Source organism: Brevibacillus centrosporus, assembly GCF_003710815.1.
In the GTDB taxonomy this organism is placed as follows: domain Bacteria; phylum Bacillota; class Bacilli; order Brevibacillales; family Brevibacillaceae; genus Brevibacillus; species Brevibacillus centrosporus.
This window is the reverse complement of sequence record NZ_RHHP01000010.1, coordinates 135,475-155,418: the sequence shown is the minus strand read 5'-3', so window position 1 is coordinate 155,418 and position 19,944 is coordinate 135,475. Positions and strand designations below refer to the sequence as shown.

General features: G+C 51.6%; 16 protein-coding genes. All 16 read right to left on the bottom strand.

The annotated features are described in order from the left end of the window. Positions 1-17 precede the first annotated feature (17 nt). The 16 genes from EDM55_RS11075 to EDM55_RS11000 all read right to left on the bottom strand — a co-directional run bounded on the left by EDM55_RS11075 (position 18) and on the right by EDM55_RS11000 (position 19,911). Complete coding sequence (locus EDM55_RS11075) at positions 18-1,772, bottom strand: M28 family peptidase (protein WP_246070800.1); 1,755 nt, start codon at positions 1,770-1,772, stop codon at positions 18-20. 375 nt (positions 1,773-2,147) lie between these two features. Then, positions 2,148-2,426, bottom strand: a complete 279-nt coding sequence (locus EDM55_RS11070; protein WP_092276336.1) for a hypothetical protein — start codon at positions 2,424-2,426, stop codon at positions 2,148-2,150. Positions 2,427-2,560: 134 nt separating this feature from the next. After that, positions 2,561-4,327 carry a M28 family peptidase gene (locus EDM55_RS11065; RefSeq protein ID WP_122960357.1) on the bottom strand — a complete coding sequence of 589 codons (1,767 nt, stop codon included), beginning with the start codon at positions 4,325-4,327 and terminating at the stop codon, positions 2,561-2,563. Between the two features lie 41 nt (positions 4,328-4,368). After that, positions 4,369-6,132: a M28 family peptidase gene (locus EDM55_RS11060; protein ID WP_246070801.1), complete on the bottom strand. Its 1,764-nt coding sequence runs from the start codon at positions 6,130-6,132 to the stop codon at positions 4,369-4,371. A 33-nt stretch (positions 6,133-6,165) separates the two neighbouring features. Continuing rightward, entirely contained in the window at positions 6,166-7,596 is a 1,431-nt protein-coding gene (locus tag EDM55_RS11055) for a M20/M25/M40 family metallo-hydrolase (protein ID WP_122960356.1), read from the bottom strand. A gap of 43 nt (positions 7,597-7,639) precedes the next feature. Next, positions 7,640-8,467, bottom strand: a complete 828-nt coding sequence (locus EDM55_RS11050; RefSeq protein WP_092276327.1) for an alpha/beta fold hydrolase — start codon at positions 8,465-8,467, stop codon at positions 7,640-7,642. 10 nt (positions 8,468-8,477) lie between these two features. Then, positions 8,478-9,638, bottom strand: a complete 1,161-nt coding sequence (locus tag EDM55_RS11045; RefSeq protein ID WP_092276324.1) for a M24 family metallopeptidase — start codon at positions 9,636-9,638, stop codon at positions 8,478-8,480. Positions 9,639-9,658: 20 nt separating this feature from the next. Beyond that, positions 9,659-10,573 (bottom strand): ABC transporter permease, encoded by a 915-nt coding sequence (locus EDM55_RS11040; RefSeq protein ID WP_092276321.1) that lies wholly within the window; start codon positions 10,571-10,573, stop codon positions 9,659-9,661. Between the two features lie 11 nt (positions 10,574-10,584). Continuing rightward, on the bottom strand, positions 10,585-11,544 hold the full coding sequence (locus tag EDM55_RS11035; protein WP_092276318.1) for an ABC transporter permease: 960 nt from the start codon (positions 11,542-11,544) through the stop codon (positions 10,585-10,587). 71 nt (positions 11,545-11,615) lie between these two features. Beyond that, a complete protein-coding gene (locus tag EDM55_RS11030; protein ID WP_246070812.1) occupies positions 11,616-13,319 on the bottom strand; it encodes an ABC transporter substrate-binding protein in 1,704 nt (567 codons plus the stop codon). Positions 13,320-13,375: 56 nt separating this feature from the next. Further along, on the bottom strand, positions 13,376-14,347 hold the full coding sequence (locus tag EDM55_RS11025) for an ABC transporter ATP-binding protein (protein WP_122960355.1): 972 nt from the start codon (positions 14,345-14,347) through the stop codon (positions 13,376-13,378). Further along, a complete protein-coding gene (locus EDM55_RS11020; protein ID WP_122960354.1) occupies positions 14,344-15,339 on the bottom strand; it encodes an ABC transporter ATP-binding protein in 996 nt (331 codons plus the stop codon). Before EDM55_RS11020 ends, EDM55_RS11025 begins: the two co-directional genes overlap by 4 nt. A gap of 267 nt (positions 15,340-15,606) precedes the next feature. Continuing rightward, positions 15,607-17,349, bottom strand: coding sequence for a M28 family peptidase (locus EDM55_RS11015; RefSeq protein ID WP_122960353.1), 1,743 nt, complete (start codon positions 17,347-17,349; stop codon positions 15,607-15,609). Between the two features lie 49 nt (positions 17,350-17,398). Continuing rightward, positions 17,399-18,634: a M20 family metallopeptidase gene (locus EDM55_RS11010; RefSeq protein WP_092276303.1), complete on the bottom strand. Its 1,236-nt coding sequence runs from the start codon at positions 18,632-18,634 to the stop codon at positions 17,399-17,401. Between the two features lie 120 nt (positions 18,635-18,754). Further along, entirely contained in the window at positions 18,755-19,333 is a 579-nt protein-coding gene (locus EDM55_RS11005; protein WP_122960352.1) for a nitroreductase family protein, read from the bottom strand. A 14-nt stretch (positions 19,334-19,347) separates the two neighbouring features. Next, positions 19,348-19,911 carry a nitroreductase family protein gene (locus EDM55_RS11000; RefSeq protein ID WP_092276297.1) on the bottom strand — a complete coding sequence of 188 codons (564 nt, stop codon included), beginning with the start codon at positions 19,909-19,911 and terminating at the stop codon, positions 19,348-19,350. Positions 19,912-19,944: the final 33 nt, after the last annotated feature.

Below are 19,944 nucleotides of genomic sequence, written 5' to 3'. Positions count from 1 at the left end.
CCCCCCTAAAAAATTGATTACGGCAGAACGCTGCGCTTGGCTTGGTGCAATGTCCAGACAAGACGGTTCTGTCCTCGCATCAAATGTGTCAATGTTACTCTGTACAGATGCGACCCCACTTCAAGCTTGGGCAAGGTGGTGGCTGGTGCGATATCAGGCAATGGCGGAATATCAATGGCAGGATCATGCCAAAACTTGCCGCGAAGGGTAAAGTTGATGGGCACTAGCGTTCGACTCAAGCCTCGCAGAATCTGGTTGGCATGCTTGACCTCTGGATCGTTGATATCACGCTGTTGAAGTTTCTCGCTTTGATTATAAAAATCGACGAGTGCGGCCCGAAGCTCTCTCGCCTCACCGAGGGCAAGCTCGAAGGAAAAATGCTCGCCAGCTGCATCCTGGTAGCTTTGAATCGTGCGGATAAATTCATCTACGGTGTTCACAAATTGGAAGGGATGCAGGGTAGCATTCACGATGCGGTACAGAGATGCCATATAGACCTGCACATCTCGCTGGAGGATTTCGTAATCAATGATGTGGATGAGGTCTTCTTCGGTATGCCACTCAATATTCGAGCCACAGCCGCCAACTGGGTAATAGCCTTTTTGCTGCAGCACTTCGTCCGGAATACTGGAAGAAAGCATATAAAAAGCAGTCAATCCGATGTTCTGAAAGGAATAATCACCCGCACGCGGCGGCCGTTGACCGATCGATTCCTCGCCGATTGCTTCCTTGATGGACGTTTTACAAAAGGAATCGACTTCGCTCATCCAGCTCATCTCGTGGTAGGAAGTAGCCCAGCGACATCCCGGAGAGTCACAATTCACCTGGGCGATGCAATTTTCATCCAGGTCCAAGCCAAAGGTGTCTGCGAACCAGGTCGAACCAGCATAGCGTCCCGTGGAATGTCCTGGCCAAATGGCAATGCGCAAGCTGCGTTTCAACAGATGCCGATTTTGATAGAAGACTCTTGCCATCTCGATCATAGCTGCATTGCCGGTAGCGTTATCTCCCAAGCCTTGATGCCAGGAATCCATGTGCCCATGAAGCAGCACGTACTTATCGGGTTCCTCTGTGCCCTCGATGAAGATGTCGAGTAACGGACAAGGGAACCAGCCTTGATCCAAATGCGTTTGGAACTGCACCTCCACCTTGCCTTGGGCGATTCGCTCGATCAGCCCCTGTCCATCCGGACGATTAATCATCAACACAGGCAGTTTCGGGACATTTTCATGCGTATCCAGATCAGGTGCTCCCCAGATGGGAGTGCAGATGCTCTCGTGTATGTTCTTACCGGGGTGGATAAAGATGGCGCCGATAATTCCCTGCTCGTTCAGCTCCCTGATTCTCGCCGGCCTCGGAAACCCTTCCGTCAGTACGATTTTCCCATTCAGACTGCCAGACGCCGGATCAAAGGATGTATCTTTTTGGTTGTCCCACTTCTTCTTGAAGCCAGTGGGCACATAGACTACTTCTCCGCCTCTCCATTCATCGCCGGTGATCACAGAGAAGGCCGGATTTTTTGCCCGAATTTCTTTTTCCTCCGGTACAACCAGCTTCAGCTTCGCAGCTCTAGGCACACTTAAGAATAGATTGGGGCGATGTACTTGATACGGTACCCCCCACTGATCCAACAAACTGGACAAAAACTGTGCGGCGATTCTTTCATCTTCACTGCCCGATTCTCTAACAAGGCTGCCAAAGCGCTCCAAGATTGCCTTTGGCGTCTCCATGCTGATCTCATCCAGCAGCCTTTTCATGGCTCCCACCAACACTCATCTACCCCCTTTTGTCATTCGCTTGCCTCGGTTGGTGAAATACGCAAGTCCCGTGCCAAACGAAAAAGCCGCAAACAATGCCCATCTGCCTGCTGTTTTGCGGGAATGATCTGTTTCAATTGCAAATTTAGGGTAGGAAAGCCATACCTGATGTACCCCAAAATCACCTAAGATTCTGATAACTCACCAATGCAAAAAAGCAGGACAGCCATTTACTCTACTCGAGAGCCATGACCGTCGCTGCCTTTATTCATCGTTTCCTTCACCGTATAGGAATCGAATTGAGGTGGATGAGGAAAAATTATAGCGAAATGTGCCAGTCAAGTAAAGCAGCCATTCATTCAATGTATGCACACATACCCATAGGCCTGTCTACCTTAGCGAGAATAGCTTGCCTTCTGGATACCGCCCCAAAAAGATCAGTACTGTGCTTGTAAACACGATGAGCTCACCCAGGACACAAATCAGCTCACTGTTGAGAGGCCATTGGGGATGCAGATACCATAAGCGATGATGATACGTGATGTAGTAGTAAAGGACGTTGAGCAGCAAAAGATATAAAATCGTAGGTTGGTACTTTTTCCAGTGCCTCCAGTCGCCCCATCGCGTACCGGCCAAGGTCCATCTATTCCCATTTTGTTCCATAGCCATTCGTCCCTCCAAAGCCCTCACGCACCGAAAGAAAAAACGGATGCAGAAGCACCCGTTTGGTTTGGCGGAGCTGGTGAACAGCAGCTGACCCTCCATTTCATCCAGATAGGAAGCGGTCGCAATAGATGATGCTGTTACGCTTTGCCAATTATTTTTTGCGCTTCTTTCATTGCCCATATGACGCGATTTTGGCCACGGAGCAGATGGGTTTGTGTGACACGGTAGCGATGAGACCCTGGCTCTAATGCGGCTAGCTGCAAAGCGGGGGCGATATCAGGCAAAGCAGGAATTTGAACCGCAGGATCGTGATGGAATTTTCCACGGCGAGTGAAGTTGATCGGAATCAGCGTTCTCCCTAGCTGCAGAAGCCTTTCATTTGCAGCCTTCACTGCTGGCGAGGCGAGATTCTCCGTTTTCAGGAATTGTATCTCCAGATAAAAATCCTCTAACGACTGACGAAGCTCTTTTGCTGCAACCACCGCTTGATCAAACCGGAAGTGTTCGCCGCAAGCCTCTTGATATTGTTGGATCGTTTCCATGAACTCGTCAGCAGTCTTGCGGAAATCATAGGGTAGGATCGTTGCCTGCAGGACCCGATAGATCGATGTCATATACACCTTCAAATCTCTATGAAGAATATCAAAGTCAGCCACATGCATTAAATCATCCTCAGTATGCCACTCGATATTAGAACCGCAGCCTCCAACGGGATAGTACCCTTTTTCCTTCAGCTGCTCCTGCGGAATACTGGACGATAGCTTGTAAAAGGAGGTAATCCCGATGTTGTGGAAGGAATAGTCGCCCGCGCGATTCGGACGCTTTCCCTTTGCTTCTTCTTTGACTGCGTCGAGGATCGCTTGTTTGCAATGCTCCCCTACCTCAATCGTCCAGTCCATTTTTTCATAGGAGGTCGCCCACCGGCAGCCAGGAGAGTCGCAGTTTACTTGCGCGATGCAATTGGCGTCGAGATCCAGCGCGAACTGGTCCGCGAACCAAGTGGACCCTGCGTAACGCCCCGTCGAATGTCCGGGCCAGATGGCGATGCGAAGGCTGCGTTTCAGCTTGTCACGGTGCTTGTAGAAGATTCGTGCCATTTCCATCAAAGCCGCATCGCCTGTCGTATTATCCCCGATCCCGATATGCCAGGAATCCAGATGGCCGTGCAAAAGGATGTACTTCTCCGGCTCCTCGGTGCCTTCGATAAACAAGTCGATCAGCGGGCATTCATGCCAGCCTTTTTCCAGACTCGTCGTAATCTCGATCACGGTTGTATCTGTCTGACACATCGCTTTTAGCGCTTCTCCGTCGGATTTGTTGACAGCCACTACGGGGATCTTGGGCTCATTGCCGATGGTGTCCAAGTCTGGGGAACCCCAGATCGTGGTGCAGATCCCATCGTGAATGTTCGTACCCGGATTGATGAAGATGGCACCCAGCACGCCTTTGTCGTGGAAGGTGGCGACTTTTTCGGGCATCGCCAGGCCTTCGCTGATGACGATTTTTCCCGCCAGGTCATTCACTTCTTCTTTTACTTTGGCATCGAAAATATCGTAGCGGTCTGTAGCCTGAGCGGATGGAACGTATACGAGCTCGCCCGTTACAGGCACTCCGTTGGTTGATACGGAAAAGGAAGGCGTTTTCGCCCGAAACGATTTGGCAGCTGGAGCAAGTGCTGTTACCGAAGCTGTTTTCGGAACACTCAAGTAAATGGAAGGATAGTGGACCGTATGTGGCACGCCCCATTCCTTCAAAAGCGACGCGAGAAAGTGGGCTGCTGTACGCTCATCCTCACTCCCAGATTCTCGAATCAAGCCGCTGAATACATCTAGTATTCGTTTGGGTGTCTCCATACTGATTTCATCGAGCAAAAGCTTTTCATGCTCTTTCACGATACTTGTCATGGGTACCTCCCTTGAATTTATGCCTGTTTTCCCGTGTCCCTTTACCCGTTTTTCAGCAGCTTGCGTACGCGCTGAAAGGTCCACGCCACACGATTTTGACCTCGGGTAAGGTGTGTGAGGGCCACTCGATACGGATGTGACCCAGGCTCCAATCTGGACAAATGGTGCACGGCTGCCAAGTCCGGTAACCGAGGCATGTCAACGGCTAGGTCGTGACGGAACTTTCCTGTTCGCGAGAAGTTGATCGTGACGAGCTCACGTCCGATTTGGCGGATAATTTCATTCACTCGTATCACACTTGGATCACTGACAGAGGCAAAGGAGAGGAAGGGCAGCTGCCGATAAAATTCTTGCATTTCTCGAAGCAGAGCTGTGGCCTCTCCTTTCGCGGCGGCAAACGAAAAGTGATCGCCTGCTGCTGCTTGGTATTCCTCGATGGTCTCTATCAGCTCTTCTACTGTTTTTGTAAAAGCGAATGGATGAATAGGTGATTGGACCACACGTAGTATGGTCGTCATATATACCCGAATATCCCGTATGAGAATATCCAAATCAGCGACATGCATGAGGTCATCTTCGCTGTGCCACTCGATATTGGATCCGCAGCCCCCGACCCCGTAATAGCCCTTTTCTTTCAATTCTTCTGCCGGGATGCTAGACGAAAGCATATAAAAGGACGAAATTCCGATGTTGTGAAAAGAATAATCGCCTGCTCGGTGCGGACGAGTGCCTTTGGAATGCTCGCCGACGGCATCCTTAATAGAGGACTTGCACAGCTCTTCCGCTTCATTCATCCAGGTCATGTCCTCATACGAAGTCGCCCAGCGGCAGCCGGGAGAGTCGCAGTTGACCTGAGCGATACAATTTTCGTCGAGATCTAGACCAAACTGATCGGCAAACCAGGTAGAGCCTGCATATCTGCCTGTCGAATGCCCAGGCCATATCGCAATCCTTATGCTGCGCTTCAGCTTTTGGCGGTGCTTGTGAAAGAGGCGTGCCATTTCCAATACAGCGGCATTCCCCGTCCCATTGTCACCGATTCCTTGGTGCCAGGAATCCAAATGACCGTGCAATAAGACGTATTTATCCGGCTCCTCGGTGCCTTCGATCCATATATCGATCAGCGGACACGTAAACCAGCCGTTGTCCAGATGCGTCTGGAATTGTAAGCTCACCTTTCCTGCTTGGCATGCGCGGATTACATCCTGCCCATCCTGCTTCCCGATCATCAAAGCGGGTATCTGGGGCTCTTCGTTCATGGTGTCCAAATCCGGCGAGCCCCAGACGACGCCAATTGTGCCCTCATGTATGTAGCGGCCTGGACTGATGAAAATAACGCCAAGCGCGCCTTCCATGCCCAATTCCTTCGTTTTTCCAGAAACTGGATATCCGTCCGTCAAGACGATTTTTCCACGGACATCTCCATACTTGTTGGTTGCAAGCGGGTCAAAGGCATCGCTCAGATCGTCTTCATCCGCTGGAATATACATGATCTCACCGCTGATCCAGCGATCACCCGTTGCAATGGAGCAGGAAGGTGTCTTGGCTCGGATTTCTTTCGTTTCCGGGTGGGTGACGATGATGGCAGCCTTTTTCGGGACGCTTAAATAAATCCGCGGGTGATGAATCCGATACGGTATGTTCCAATTCTCCAAATATTGGGTCAAAAAATGAGCGGCAATCCGTTCATCTTCACTCCCGGACTCACGGGTAAGCGTGACAAATCGCTCCAGAATGGCTTTCGGCACCTCGGTAGAGATGTCGTTTAACACCGTCCTTTCGAGTTGGTCAATCTCGAAAGTCATGGGCAACCCCTCCCTCTCGAACCTGGTTGATGGTTACTTGGAGATCGCATCTTGTGGATTCTGCTTACCCGACACTCTCTGGCAATAGTGGTCAAAGAAGATTGCCATTGACTTCTCGAAGTCGAGAACGCCTTGTACCGTGCAGTACTCGTCGCTGGAGTGTTGTCTGGCCCCGTGCCCCATTCCACCTGTCACATAAGGAATCTGCAAGTAGCGCTCGAATACATAGTAGGGAGCACTTCCTGGATTCAGAGGCTGGATTTGCGGCTCTTTGCCCATCGTCCGGTACGTATCGATCATGGCTTGCACGACATTCTCCTCTACCGATACTTTTGACCAGTAGTATTTGTTGGCGACGTTCATTTCGATGTCGGCAAATCCGTGTTTATCCAGATGCTCGCGAATAGCGCGAACCACTTCATCCGGCTCCATATGAGGTACCATGCGAACGTCGACTTTGGCTGTTGCAATATGAGGCAGCAGCGTTTTCGTCCCTGGACCCGTGTAGCCGGAGTAGATTCCGTCGATGTTCAGCTGAGGCCGGCTGTACAGCTTTTCCCATACGTCCATCCCGGTTCCATCGTATTTCAGGCGTTTGACATCATAGCTTTCGAGGAACACGTTTTCGTCATAGATGCCTTCCTCGATTTGCTGTTTCAGAATATCCCTTTCTTTTGCAGGAATCTCTGACACATCATCCAAGAGGCCTTCTATCAAAATATTTTCATCGACGTCCACCATGGTAGAGAGAGCTTGCACGAGGCGCCACGCAGGGTTTTTCACCCATGCGTTAAAGGAGCCATGAATGCCGCGGGAGGTAGGACCTCCCCAATCTCCGCCCTGACAAACCAGCTCAAAGTAAAGCAGTCCTTTTGTGCCAAGCACCAGACCGGGTGTACCGACTTCATCCTGCTCGAAGAAAGGGAATAGGACAGCTTCTGCTTTGGACAATTTCTCTTTGTACTGCTCGAGGAAGGCCGGAAAGTTGCGGCTGCCCATTTCCTCTTCCCCTTCAACAGCAAAGATCAAATTGACCGGAAGCCTGCCATTCACTTCCCGGATCGCGCGGATCGTATTGAAGAAAGCGCCCAGCGGTCCTTTTGTATTCACTGCCCCACGGTTGACGATGCACGGCCCAAACTTGGGCAGATCCTTGATTTCTGCGCCCCACGGATCAACGGTCCAGCCCTCTTCATCCGTCGGCATTACGTCGTACATCCCGTAGACCAAAAGAGTATGGTCCTGTCCTTCGTCAAACTCTCCAAATACGATGGGATGCCCTTTGGTCGGCACCACTTCCGCAGTTCCTCCCAGCTCCTCGATGATCTCTTTTAATTTGTTTGCCGTCTCTTCGATTCCTTCGCCTGTGTAGCTGATGCTAGGCATGCGGAGAAATTCACGGACACGTTCCAGATCTTCCTCGAAGTTTTTTTCCAAATGGGTGAGAACCTCTTGCAGATTCATTCCAGTACCCTCCTCGGTTTTCTTTTTACTAGGATTGCGAATGTTATTTTGCGAGAAATTGACGAACACGGCTCAAGTACCTTTCATTTTCTTCGATGTGCGGCGAGTGTCCGCTATTTTCGTAGATAACCAGCTCGGATCGCGGGATGAGGCTCGCGATTTCCTCTGACGCATCCACCGGAGTAATCCAATCGTGTCGCCCTACCGATACGAGAACGGGCACGTCAATCGCTGGCAGCTTGTCGCGGAGGTTGAAGGTCGGCTGGTTCACGCTGAAGGCAAAATTATGCGTCTCATAGTGATAGTAGATGCTATCGATTTTCTCCTTTGCGACCACGGGATCGTATTCCACCGTATACAAGGGCTGGAGGGCAAAAAAGACTGATTTCAGCTCTTCGTTGGAGCGCATTTCGCCGGCGAACATCCGGACCAGCTCATCCTCGGTCAGCCCTGGCAGATCGGCTTCCAGTGCGCGTTTTGTCGCTACATCCTGGCGATCGGAGCCTGGCTTCGTATCACGCAGCATGACATGAGAGACATGCTGCGGATACCGGGTAACGTATTCCAAAGCCATATAGCCGCCATAGGAGCCGCCATGGATCACGATTTTGTCCACATTCAGTTGTTTGCGCAATTCATCGATGTCGGCAGCCCATTGCTCATGCGTATAAGGGGGCTTCTCTTCCGACCGACCTGAACCGCGCATATCCAAAAACACGAGCTTATGGGTCTCCTCCAATGGTGCAAACGCTTTGCGATCCGCTCGACAATCTCCCAAGCCAGGAGCACCGTGGATGAAAAAGATCATCTCGCCATCGTCTTTTCCGTGAACCTCATAGTAAATGCGGCAGTCGTTTATCGTCGTGTACATGCTCATCCTCCTATACGTTGATAATCAATTGATCCAAGGACTTCGGAAATTGCGTGACGACAAGCGGTTCGTCGTCCGTGACGATGATCGTATCGGAATGGCGGAATCCGGAGAAGCCTTCGATGTAAATGCCAGGCTCGCTGGACAAGACCATTCCTGGTCGCAGCACGGTATGGTCGCCCACCTCGATCCAAGGAGCTTCGTGCTCCTCTAGGCCCTTTCCATGCCCTGTCCGGTGCAGCAGGTACTGACCGTAGCCGGCTTTTCGAATGTAATCCAGTGCGATCGCGTCGATATCCGAGCACTTATTTCCCGGACGCATGGCCTCGATCGCCATCTGCTGTGCGGTCGCCATCACCTCCAGCACTTTTGCCTGCTCATCACTCACGTCTCCGATGAAGCACGTGCGTTCACATTCCGCCCGATAGCCTCCTACATTTGCACCGCAGCTGAGGATTAGCGTCTCGCCTTTTTCCATGCGCTTCGCACTCGGCAGTGCATGAGGCATCGCCGTACGAAGTCCACTTGGAACCAGTCCGCCTGCAGGTCCACCGGGGACGTACACAACATCGCCCAAATCTTCAATCATTTTGTTCAGAGTATCTCCCGAAATGGTTTGCAGCATCTCCAGCTCAGACATGCCAGGTGCAGCTACCTCTGTTCCCCGCTTGACGATGTAGTCGGAGTACTGCCCGGCAGCACGGAGCAATTCGACCTCATGCGCATCCTTTGTCAGCCGCAATTCGTGGATAAGCGGATTGACGGACAAAGAGGTAGGCGCAAACAATTCACGCACGCGATGAAAGAGCTCACGGCTGCCACCATCGATGCTCACTTGTGACAGCTTTGGATAGGTTTGCTTGATGCTGCCCACCATCCAGTCAATCGGGTGAACGACTCCCGGGTATTCGAAATAGTCGCGAATGTCCTGGAAGATCGTCTGATGCTTCGCCTCTTGCAGCTCCATCACCGGAACAAACAAAATCGATTCGCCAGCTGCCGGGACAAACAAGGCAACGGGCCGTTCGTTTGGAAAATGAAACAGCCCTGTCGTGTAAAAGATGTTGTACGTGTTGGTCACGAGCAGGCCGCTGATCGCCTTCTGGCGCAAATGCTCCTGTATGCGGGCAATCCTCTCGGCATAAACTTCTTTCGGAATCCTGGTCAGCATTTTACGTCCCTCCTGGAAAATTATCTTTTTCTCAAGCGCGGATTCAGTGCTTCATTGATGCCGATACCGAGGAAGTTGAAGGACAGCACCAGAACGACGATAGCGATGCTCGGAAACAACGCCAGCCACCACGCATGGATAATGACACCGGTAGAATGCGCATTTTGCAAAATAGTCCCCCAGCTCCAGCTCATAGGGTCGCCCAGACCGAGAAAGCTCAAGCCTGCCTCGGATAACACGGACGTTCCCATGATGATCGTCATGTTGACGAGGATCGGAGGAAAGGCATTTAACAGAACGTGGCGGAAGATGATTTTGGACTCTTTTGTTCCAATCGCTCTCGCAGCTTCGATGTATTGCTTTTCACGAATCGCCAGCGTTTCCGCACGGGTCACCCGCGCAATCTGCGGCCAGCTGAATAGGCCGATGATAATTGCAATATTGCTGATCCCCGTCCCTAAAACGGCCGCCATAATGATCATGAGCGGAAGCACAGGCAGCGTCAGAAAAATGTCCGTAATCGCCATGCCGATGTGCGACACTCTCCCCCCGTAGTAGCCGGATAACAGGCCGATCGGTACTCCGATCAGGATCGAGATCACAGCAGAGGTCAGACCGACGTACAAGGAAACCCGCGTCCCCCAGATGACCTGATCGAAAATGCTCAAGCCAACCGAATCCGTACCAAACCAATACTGGGCGTTTGGCGGCTGCAGCATGTTGGTGACGTCCCCGTACCCGGTAGGACGATCACTAATGGCGGGTGCGAAAACCGCCAGAAGCAGCAGCGCCAAAATGCCGAATAATCCAATGACCCCGAGTCGATTCCTCCGAAAGTGCTTGATGAACTCCCGCAGAGGGGACGTTCTGGGCTGCTGGATCGAAAGGGGCAGCGAGCCAGGGACATTTTCTTTGACCAAAGTGGTATTTTCCATTCCCCTTCCCCCTAGCTGTTCGTAATTTTCGGATCCAAGTACGAATAGACAATGTCTGTCAAAATGTTCACCACGACGACGGTTACGGCAAGTATCAAGAAGGTCCCCTGTAAAATCGGATAATCATGCTCTTTAACTGCTTCATAGATCAGCCTGCCAAGACCTGGATAGGCAAACACGGTCTCCGTCAGGATGGCACCGCCGACAATGGCTCCCAGCTGCAAGCCCATCATGGTAACCGTGGAGAGCAAGGAATTGCGTACTGCATGGCGCCACAGCACGACCCTCTCCTTCAACCCTTTGGCGCGGGCTGTGCGAATGTATTCCTCATTTAAAACGTCAATCGTGCTTGCCCGCATATAGAGCACGTAGCTGGCCAGATGCACGATCGTCAAGGACACGACTGGCAATACCAAATGCTTTGTGGCATCCCAGATGTAATCCCAGCCCTCCAAGCCGACGGTTACAGCGCCGCCTATGGGGAACCAAGGAATTTTCAGTCCCAGGAAATACAGGAGTATGATCCCCAACCAGGGAATGAACAAAGCAATACCCAGGATCGACAAAGCATTGATTGCCTGGTCCAGAAAGGAGCCCTTGCGATAAGCTGCAATGACGCCCAAGGGTATGCCAATCAAAGCGGTAATCAGCATAGATACAGACATCAATACCAATGTCCAGGGAAGTCTCGACAAGATCACATCCATGACAGGAACCCTTTGCACGAAGGACGTACCCAAATCGAAACCAAGAAATAGCTGCTTGAGAAAGATGAGATATTGCGTAAACAAATCTTTGTCCAATCCAAAATCCTTTAAGAGCTGCTGTCTGATTTCCTCAGGAACGCGATTGTCCAGCATCATGGTCGTCGGGTCGCCGGGCATTACACGCAGGATTAAAAAGGTAGCAGTCACGGCTACCAGCACGGTGATCACGCCGCGCAGCAGCCGGGCAATGAGAAAATGCGTCATGAGCGGCACTCCCTTACGTGGATCATACTACCCGAGCAGCCAATGATGAGCCTCTCGGGTAGATGTCCGTTTTACTTTTTGTAGACGCCAACGAGTGAGTTTGGATCCACCAAGCCTTGCAGGTCACCTGGGAACAACGTGAAGCCCCCGAACTTATCCGCGTTATAGGCGAGGTTGAACTTTTGTACGTAGATCGGCACTACCGGGAACTCTTTGACGAACAGCGCTTGGGCTGCTTTTACATCGTCACGCGCAATCTGCTCGCTCTTCGCGTATTTCGCTCCATCTGCCAAGCGATCCATCTCGGTATTCGTATAAGTGGCCATGTTGTTTTTTGCTTTGGAATGATACAGATTGGAGAAGGTTTCGCTCGGCTCATCCAGAACGCCCCATTTTCCGATATGCATTTGAAAATCGCGTTCGTTAAACACTTTCGCTACCAGCGTGTTGTACTCGACCGGCTTCAAAACCAGCTTCACGCCGATATCAGCCGCGTTTTTCTCCAGAATTTTCGCAACCTTTTGGTGGAAGACGTTCGCCCCGTCGTAGATGACTTCCGGTTCTACGTTTTTGCCGCCAAAGCTGCCTGGAGCATTCAGAATGCCATCTCCGTCGGTATCGCTGTATCCGGCACTCGTGAGGATCTCTTTTGCCTTGGCCGTATCGTAAGCAGGTGCTTTCGCGTCGGGGTTGATCCAGTCGGCAAACAGCGGGGAAATCGGCGTGTCGATCTGCATGCCTGCTCCCTCCAGCGCTACGTTCAGGATGGTGCTGCGGTCTGTCGCTGTCGCCATCGCTTGGCGGAAGTTGACGTCTTGCGTCGGAGATACGCCTTTGGATCCATCTGTATTAAAGCTGTAGTAAGCGAAGCCAAGGCTCGCTGTTTGCTCCACCTTGATAGACGGGTTGGTCGCCAAAAGCTTGGCTGCTGATGTCGGCAAATCGGAAGAGGTAACGTCTACTTCCCCTTTTTGCAGCGCAAGTGTCATCGTATTGGCGTCCGGGTAAATCTTGAAGATCACTTTATCCAGATAAGGGCGTCCGCCTGGTGCAGAAAACCATTTGTCGATCGCAGCCAGCTCGATGTACTGACCTTTTTCATACTTGACGAGCTTGAATGGACCCGCCCCAACCGGCTCTGCGTTTTCAAAGGCTTTCGGATCGTCGACTTTTTCCCAAATATGCTTCGGAACGATCCGTACCCAGTAACCGATGGCCCCAGAGAAGGCAGGATAAGGACCTTTTAAGGTGTATACGACGGTCAATTTGTCCGGTGTTTCGACCTTGGCTACCTGATCAAAAATCTCTGCCGTCCATTGAAGCTTTTTGTCGTGCAAGAGCTGGCCCGTGAATGCGACGTCCTCCGAGGTGATCGGCTGCCCATCCTGCCACGTCACGCCATCGCGAAGCTTGATCGTGATGGTAAGCCCGTCTTCTGAAGTCGTGACGGATTCAGCCAGGTAAGGTACCTTTTTGCCGCTCGGATCCATCTGCATCAAATGCGGATACAGATTGTTGACGACCCAGCTGCCCGGTGTCGTGTTGGAAACGAGTGGGTTTAGGGTATCGGGTCCAGACAGCGTTCCCACTACCAGTGTTCCGCCGACAGCAGGCTGCCCGCTTGCTGGTGCAGGCTGAGAAGTGGTCGCGGCCGGAGTACTCGTGCCGGATGGACTGGCCGCGCTTTGATTTCCATTGCTCGTCGGCTGCGATGAGCAAGCTGCCAGCATGCTTGCAGACAGCAGGAGTGAGAGCATGACATTCTTTCTGTTCATTGGCTTCACATTCGTTTCCCCCTGATCTTGTTTGGTTTGAAGTGATTGACGAGATGCTATTCGCTGTATAAATGGCAGGCAACAGCCTCCCCGTCCGCAGTATGTCGCAAGGCTGGACGTACCTGCTTGCAGATGTCCATACAAGCCGGACAGCGCGGGTGAAATGCACAGCCCGAAGGTGGATTGGATGGACTGGGAACGTCGCCGGTCAGGATGATTCTGTCCTTCTTGCGCTTCGGATCAGGACTGGGAACCGCCGATAGAAGCGCCTGCGAGTAAGGATGAAGCGGTCTTTCAAACAAACTCTTTTTTGAGCTGATTTCAACCACCCGGCCCAGATACATCACCAAGATGCGATCACAAAAATGATTCACCACACTTAAATCATGAGAAATAAAAATAAAGGTCAGGGCATATCGCTGCTGCAAATCCTTCAGCAGGTTCAATACCTGCGATTGAATGGAGACATCCAGGGCCGATACGGGCTCGTCTGCGATGATCAGCTCGGGTCCGAGCATCAGTGCTCTTGCTATGCCGATCCGCTGTCGCTGTCCTCCACTAAACTCATGGGGATAGCGATGAATCGCTTGCTCACCCAGTCCCACGACTTGAAGCAGCTCCAGAATCTTTTCTCGCCACTCATTTTTGGGGGAAAGCTGGTAGTTTGCCAGTGGTTCTTCGAGAATCTGCCCGACAGTCAGCCGGGGATTCAGCGAAGAGTACGGATCCTGAAAAACCATTTGCAATTCCTTGCGAAGCTCGCGCATTTCTTCCTTTTGGGTGTGCAGGATGTTTCTTCCCTTGTAAATGACTTCGCCTTCCGTCGCTTCCAAGAGGCGAATTAACAGCCTGCCCGTCGTCGATTTTCCACAGCCGGACTCACCGACGATTCCCAGCGTTTCGCCTTTGAGGACGTGAAATGACAAATCATCTACTGCTTTTACCTGGGAAACCGTGCGGCGCAAAAACCCTTTCTTCATGGGAAAATACTTTTTCAAGCCTTTTGCTTCTAACAAAATCTCACTCATACAGACACCCCACTCGTTTTCGGATATAACCAGCAGCGGCATCTGACTTGCTCAGATAGCTCTACCAGCGGCGGGGATTCTCGGATACAGCGCTCCGTCACTTCCGAACAGCGTGTGGCAAAGCGGCAGCCTTTGGGCATTTCAGAAAGCTGAGGTACGGTTCCCTCGATCGTATGTAAGCGCTCCTTTCCTTCCCCGATTTTGGGAGTCGAAGCAATCAGTCCTTTTGTATAGGGATGGTTGGGGGATTCAAACAGTGTGAGAACCGGTGCTTCCTCGACAATCTGTCCAGCGTACATGACGATGACTCGGTCGCAAACCTCTGCGACGACACCAAGGTCATGCGTAATGAGCAAGATCGCCATGTCAAACTGTTCCTGCAGTCTTTTCATCAGCTCGAGGATCTGGGCCTGTATCGTAACATCGAGAGCCGTCGTTGGTTCATCCGCAATTAAGATATCGGGATTGCAGGCGAGCCCCATGGCAATCATCACCCGCTGCCTCATTCCACCGGAGAGCTGATGCGGGTATTCGTCGATGACCTCATGCGGTCTGGGAATCCCGACGGTCTGGAGCATTTCGATGGCTTTCTTTTTCGCCTTTGCCTTGCTCATCGTGGTGTGCTCTCGTAACAGCTCGATTAGTTGAAAGCCGATGGTATACACCGGATTCAAAGAAGACATCGGCTCCTGGAAAATCATCGACATCTCTTTTCCCCGTTTTTTCCGATAGGCGTCCTTGCTGATCGTAAGCAAATTGGTGCCCTGCAAGCGAATCTCTCCCTCGCTTACACTGGCGTTTTCTGGCAAGAGCCCCATGATGGACAAGGCCGTCATGCTTTTTCCACAGCCTGATTCCCCGACGATCCCTACCGTCTCTTTGCTATCCACGTGGAAATCAATTTCCTCGATGATGGCGTACTCCTTGCTCTCCATCTTGATCCGCGTTTTCACATGTTTGACTTCCAGTACTTTTGGCTTGTCTCGAGACATGACTTCCCCCCCTGTGAAACGACATCTTCTATCGTTACCTTGGTTTAATAGCAAGGACTATGCCAGATGGTTTCATCGTGGGAAATCGTGCTACTACCCTCCTTTTTGCGTCCGGGATAATTGAAGACGGCCCATTAGGTTCAGGCATGGTTGGATGGCAGACCCCAAATGACCCTAAGAACAGTTGTGTTCGAATCTCGGAAAAAGAGAAAAAAGCTGTCCCCAGCAGCGGAACGAATCTGCCGGGAACAGCTTTTTTTGCTCGTTTCATTTTCGCAAGCACCGGAGTGTTTCCTGCACCAGCCGATTTGCTTGCTTCAGCGCATAATTGACTTCATTTCGCTTCCTTTGCAGGGATGTCAGCAGAAAGTAATACTCTGGCTGATCCGGTGTGGTTTGCACCAGCAGCTCGAGATCAGAGAACTTCGGAACGGCTGGCTGCTTCAGAGCCAAGTCATGCTCGTAGATACTGCCCTTTACGTAGTTGAGTGGAACCAGATAACTGGAAAGCTCCAGCAGGCAGTGATTGATGAGTGTTACCTTCTCTTCCTTTACAGCTATCTTCATTTCGTCCTTTAGCTCCAGCAGGCTTGCTTTCACACTCTCAATCCGTGCAAGCGTGGACGACAAATCAAAGCGATTCCCTGCTTTCACCTGCCATTTCTGGACGCTTCCCTCAATGTCAGCAATCGCTTCCAGCTGGTCGATTGGATAGAGTGGACTCGTCAAAGAACGCCAGACAATGGACAAGTAGATTTTGCAATCCCTCTCCAAAAGCTCAGGATCAATTTTATCCATCGTGTCTTCCGTCGTATGCCACCACCAGCCAAACCCTCCTGATTTCCCCGATCCAAAAAGCTGACTGAAGGCTTTTGCGGCGGGATCCTCGGAAGGTTCTTGTTCAGAGAGGCCCATGAAAAGGGAAGGTGTTCCCGTCCCCCAGAACGACTGATCCCCAGAGCGCCCAAAGCGCGAGCCCGTAAATTCCTGATCGGCGACCAGGCTTATGACATCGTTTGCAAGCTTTCGCGTTTCTCGCATCGTATTGGCTTCGGTCAGAACGGTTGCATCCATCGCCCCGACGGAATCGATATTCAGATGCAGGAGGCAATTCTCCCGCAAATCCTCCCAGTTCGTGTCGCAATACCAGGCAGAGCCTGCATAACGACCGTGAGAATGACCGGACCAAAAGGCGAGACGCAGTGTCCGTTTCAGTTGGGAGCGCTGGGTGGAGAGAATACGCGCCACCTCCAGCATAGCAGCGTTGGCCGTCCCGTTATCCATCGCCCCGTAGTGCCAGGAGTCGATGTGCCCGCTAAAGAGCACGAATTTATCCGGCTCGGCTTGCCCTTTGATGTCCGCGATGAGGGTAGGAATGGTGCGAATACCCGTTTCTACCACAGTCGAAATCGTACATATGCTTTTCCCTTCTGCCAGGTAGTTCTTGATTACTGCGCCCGTTTCGATCGTGACCGACACCACTGGGATGCTTGGGAGCAGTCCCTTGTTCTCGAGGGTCGGAGTTCCCCAGACGGTAGAGACGATCATCTCGTGGGTATAGGTCGCATTGATAAAGACAGCCCCAATCGCTCCCTGCTCCTCTGCTGTTTTCACGGCAATGGGTGTAGCTAAACCATCCAGTAGCACGATTTTGCCTACAACCTCCAGCCTTTGATAATCCTGTGAAGTGCCAGAGGCCGCATAAACGAGCTCAGCCTCCAAATGATTGACGGATTGCCCCATCGAATGGGTGATGGAGGGAATCGGTTGATCGGCCACGGTGAGGTGGGACTTGACGGGCAAGCTGATATACGCCTGGTGAAAATGCAGCTGTGTTTCTACACCCATCTCTTCTAATGTTTCTTTGACATAGTGGAAAGCACGCAGCTCTTCTTCGGAGCCGGACAGACGCACTTCTTTGGAAATGGTCTGCGTAAACTCCATCAGCTTGCTTTTGTTAACCTGCAGAAGCAGGTGTTCCTCTGGAATGAGCGTCTGCCATTGGTTCATATACGGTCCTCTTTCCTTTTCGATTTTAAAAGCATTCGGATAGGAGCAATCAGCCGACGATGTTTTTCGTGAGGACGGTAAGGATCTTCGTCGTCTGAATCAAGTCTTCGATTTCCATACATTCATTAAAGCCATGGATGCTGTTCTCGCTGGTGCCGGGCCCGAAATTGATGCCGGGTATGCCATTCTGGATGAACCAGCGCGTATCTGCTTGTGCCAAAATTCCAACTACAGGCAAGGTACGTCCCGTTACTTCTTGGACGGCCTGCTGGAGCTCGGAAATGAGCGGCGAATTTTCATCAGTGATGGTTGGCTCTGTCTGAAAGTCAGTAATGCGCGTGAGCTTGGCTTTAAAGGTGGGGTCTTCAAGCTCTAATGACTGAAGGATCGCCTCTACACGACCATAGAGTGAATCGAGGCTATGCTCGGGAATGACACGGAAATCTACTTCGATCTCACATGATGCGGGGACAACATTGACCTTTGTTCCTCCCTGGATCGTACCGATATTGACAGTTGTATACTTCATCCCGGGAATAGAGGAAGGCTCTCCCTCGAGCTCCTCCTGTAATTTTTCCAGCCCCTGTACGACCTTTGCCATCTTTTCTACAGCGTTTAACCCTTTCCATTTATAGCCGGCATGAGCCGGGATGCCCTCCGTGACGATTTTTAGCTGCAAAACGCCTGCCATCGCCCGCACAATGTGATTGCTGTAGCCTTCTACGATCACCATGTCTCCGTGTACATGCCCGTTCTGATTGATATAGCCTGCACCCAAGATACCGCCTGTTTCCTCGTCGCAGGTCGCCGCTATGATGACGTCCCCTTTTCGCGCAATATCGGTTTTTGCCAATGCGACAGCAGCCATGATGTACGCGCTCAATCTTCCCTTGGAATCGGTCGCACCTCTCCCGTAGATACGCCCATTCGCAATCGCTCCGGAAAAGGGAGGATAATCCCACTGCGCAGGATCTCCAGCTGGAACGGTATCGAGATGGGAGTTAAAAATCAGGTTCCTTCCCCCACCCGAGCCGCGCAGGATGGCCACGACATTCTTGCGCGGAGTACTCAAGCCTGCCGCCTGGGTCAAACCATCTGGCACAGAGATGACTTGCACTTCAAACCCTAACTCCGTCAGCCCTTTCTCTAAGAAATCACATATTTCCACGTAGTTTCCCGGTGGATTTTCACTTGGGATTTGGACCAGGCTTTGAAGAAATGTAATGATCTGCGGTCTCATCTCTTCGACCACCTGGAATAGCTCCTGCGTTTTCGTTTCATTCATGCGTTACCCCTCCTCGAGGATGAATAATTGCAAAGTCTATGCCAATCAAAACATGCTGAAAAGCGCCTGAATTTCGTTTTTTGGAGGGGGATTGTGGTGTCTTAGGGTGTGAGCGGGAACCTAATCGTAAAAAGGAACGTCATAGGTGTTATGGTGAGTCACCCACTTGAGCGGCAGACGGCTTTTGGGAGCAGCTTCTTCCACGGAATAACCAATGGGCAAAAGTCCGATGATCCGGACGTACTCGGGGATCTGAAGGCTTGCTTTGATCGCCTGCTCGTTGATCCCTCCTACCCAGCAGCCGGACAAACCCAAAGCGGTAGCGGTTAACAGAAGATTTTGGACAGCCGCCGCCGTATCGATCATCGCCCACTCCGCTCCTGCAGGGCCGTAACGGGCAGCCGTCCGCTTTACGTTCGTGCAAGCGACAATCACCACTGCAGCGTCGGCGATCCAGTATTGATAGTTTTTCCCTTTGGAAAAGTAGCCGCTGTAGGTGGAGCGCACAATTTCCTGCTTTTTGTCGGGTTCATCTATCACGATGAACTCCCAAGGCTGCATGTTGCCACTGGAAGGTGCCCGTGTGGCTGCCAGCAAAAGCTGCTCGAGCATTTCGGGTGCAATAGGTTGTTGGGTGAACTTTCGTTTGCTTACACGCTCAAAAATCGCAGGAATGGGGTAACACGATTCTGATTTCATCCTGTCCACGTCCTTTACGTGAAGATCTCGGCAACGGTCAGTCGCGGCGGAATTTCCTTTTCTTCCTCGCTGTAGCCGATAGTAAGAATCGCAATTGGCTCTATGTACCAGGGCAGTTCCAAGTTTTTGTGCAGGATTTGCGGGTCAAATTCCCGAATGACCGACGTACTGAGGCCATGAACAGCAGCAGACAAGCGCGCGTTCTGGATGGCGCTAAACGTATCTTGAATCGCAAAGATTTCGCCTCGCTCCCCTAGCCGTACCAAAGCCCTTCTCTTTTCAAGCATCACCACTACGATGACAGGTGCGCTCTTCAACCACGCTTGCCCTCCGTAGCTATCTGGCGACAGAAAGGGATCCAGTGTGGCGGCTATCAGCTTCTCCCTCTCTTCGGATGTCGTGACCAGCAGCAGCTCCCAAGGCTGTGTATTCGCCAAGGACGGCCCTAATGTAAAGGCATGGAATACTTCATTCAAAGCCTGCTCTGGTACGGGTGCTTCCAGGTAGCTTCGCACATTTATGATCATGTTCATGACGTTGTGCCACTCCGCATTCTCGGTATGAACCAAAGCAATCATTCCTTTCTCTCATAAATCTTTTGAATATTCGGA

Bases quoted from the DNA above. Each gene is read 5' to 3' on its own strand.
- EDM55_RS11070 (WP_092276336.1), bottom strand. From the start codon at position 2,426: ATGGCTATGGAACAAAATGGGAATAGATGGACCTTGGCCGGTACGCGA.
- EDM55_RS11010 (WP_092276303.1), bottom strand. From the start codon at position 18,634: ATGAATGAAACGAAAACGCAGGAGCTATTCCAGGTGGTCGAAGAGATG.
- EDM55_RS11055 (WP_122960356.1), bottom strand. From the start codon at position 7,596: ATGAATCTGCAAGAGGTTCTCACCCATTTGGAAAAAAACTTCGAGGAA.
- EDM55_RS11030 (WP_246070812.1), bottom strand. From the start codon at position 13,319: ATGAACAGAAAGAATGTCATGCTCTCACTCCTGCTGTCTGCAAGCATG.
- EDM55_RS11005 (WP_122960352.1), bottom strand. From the start codon at position 19,333: ATGAAATCAGAATCGTGTTACCCCATTCCTGCGATTTTTGAGCGTGTA.
- EDM55_RS11015 (WP_122960353.1), bottom strand. From the start codon at position 17,349: ATGAACCAATGGCAGACGCTCATTCCAGAGGAACACCTGCTTCTGCAG.
- EDM55_RS11045 (WP_092276324.1), bottom strand. From the start codon at position 9,638: ATGCTGACCAGGATTCCGAAAGAAGTTTATGCCGAGAGGATTGCCCGC.
- EDM55_RS11040 (WP_092276321.1), bottom strand. From the start codon at position 10,573: ATGGAAAATACCACTTTGGTCAAAGAAAATGTCCCTGGCTCGCTGCCC.
- EDM55_RS11025 (WP_122960355.1), bottom strand. From the start codon at position 14,347: ATGAGTGAGATTTTGTTAGAAGCAAAAGGCTTGAAAAAGTATTTTCCC.
- EDM55_RS11065 (WP_122960357.1), bottom strand. From the start codon at position 4,327: ATGACAAGTATCGTGAAAGAGCATGAAAAGCTTTTGCTCGATGAAATC.
- EDM55_RS11035 (WP_092276318.1), bottom strand. From the start codon at position 11,544: ATGACGCATTTTCTCATTGCCCGGCTGCTGCGCGGCGTGATCACCGTG.
- EDM55_RS11020 (WP_122960354.1), bottom strand. From the start codon at position 15,339: ATGTCTCGAGACAAGCCAAAAGTACTGGAAGTCAAACATGTGAAAACG.
- EDM55_RS11060 (WP_246070801.1), bottom strand. From the start codon at position 6,132: ATGACTTTCGAGATTGACCAACTCGAAAGGACGGTGTTAAACGACATC.
- EDM55_RS11050 (WP_092276327.1), bottom strand. From the start codon at position 8,467: ATGTACACGACGATAAACGACTGCCGCATTTACTATGAGGTTCACGGA.
- EDM55_RS11000 (WP_092276297.1), bottom strand. From the start codon at position 19,911: ATGATTGCTTTGGTTCATACCGAGAATGCGGAGTGGCACAACGTCATG.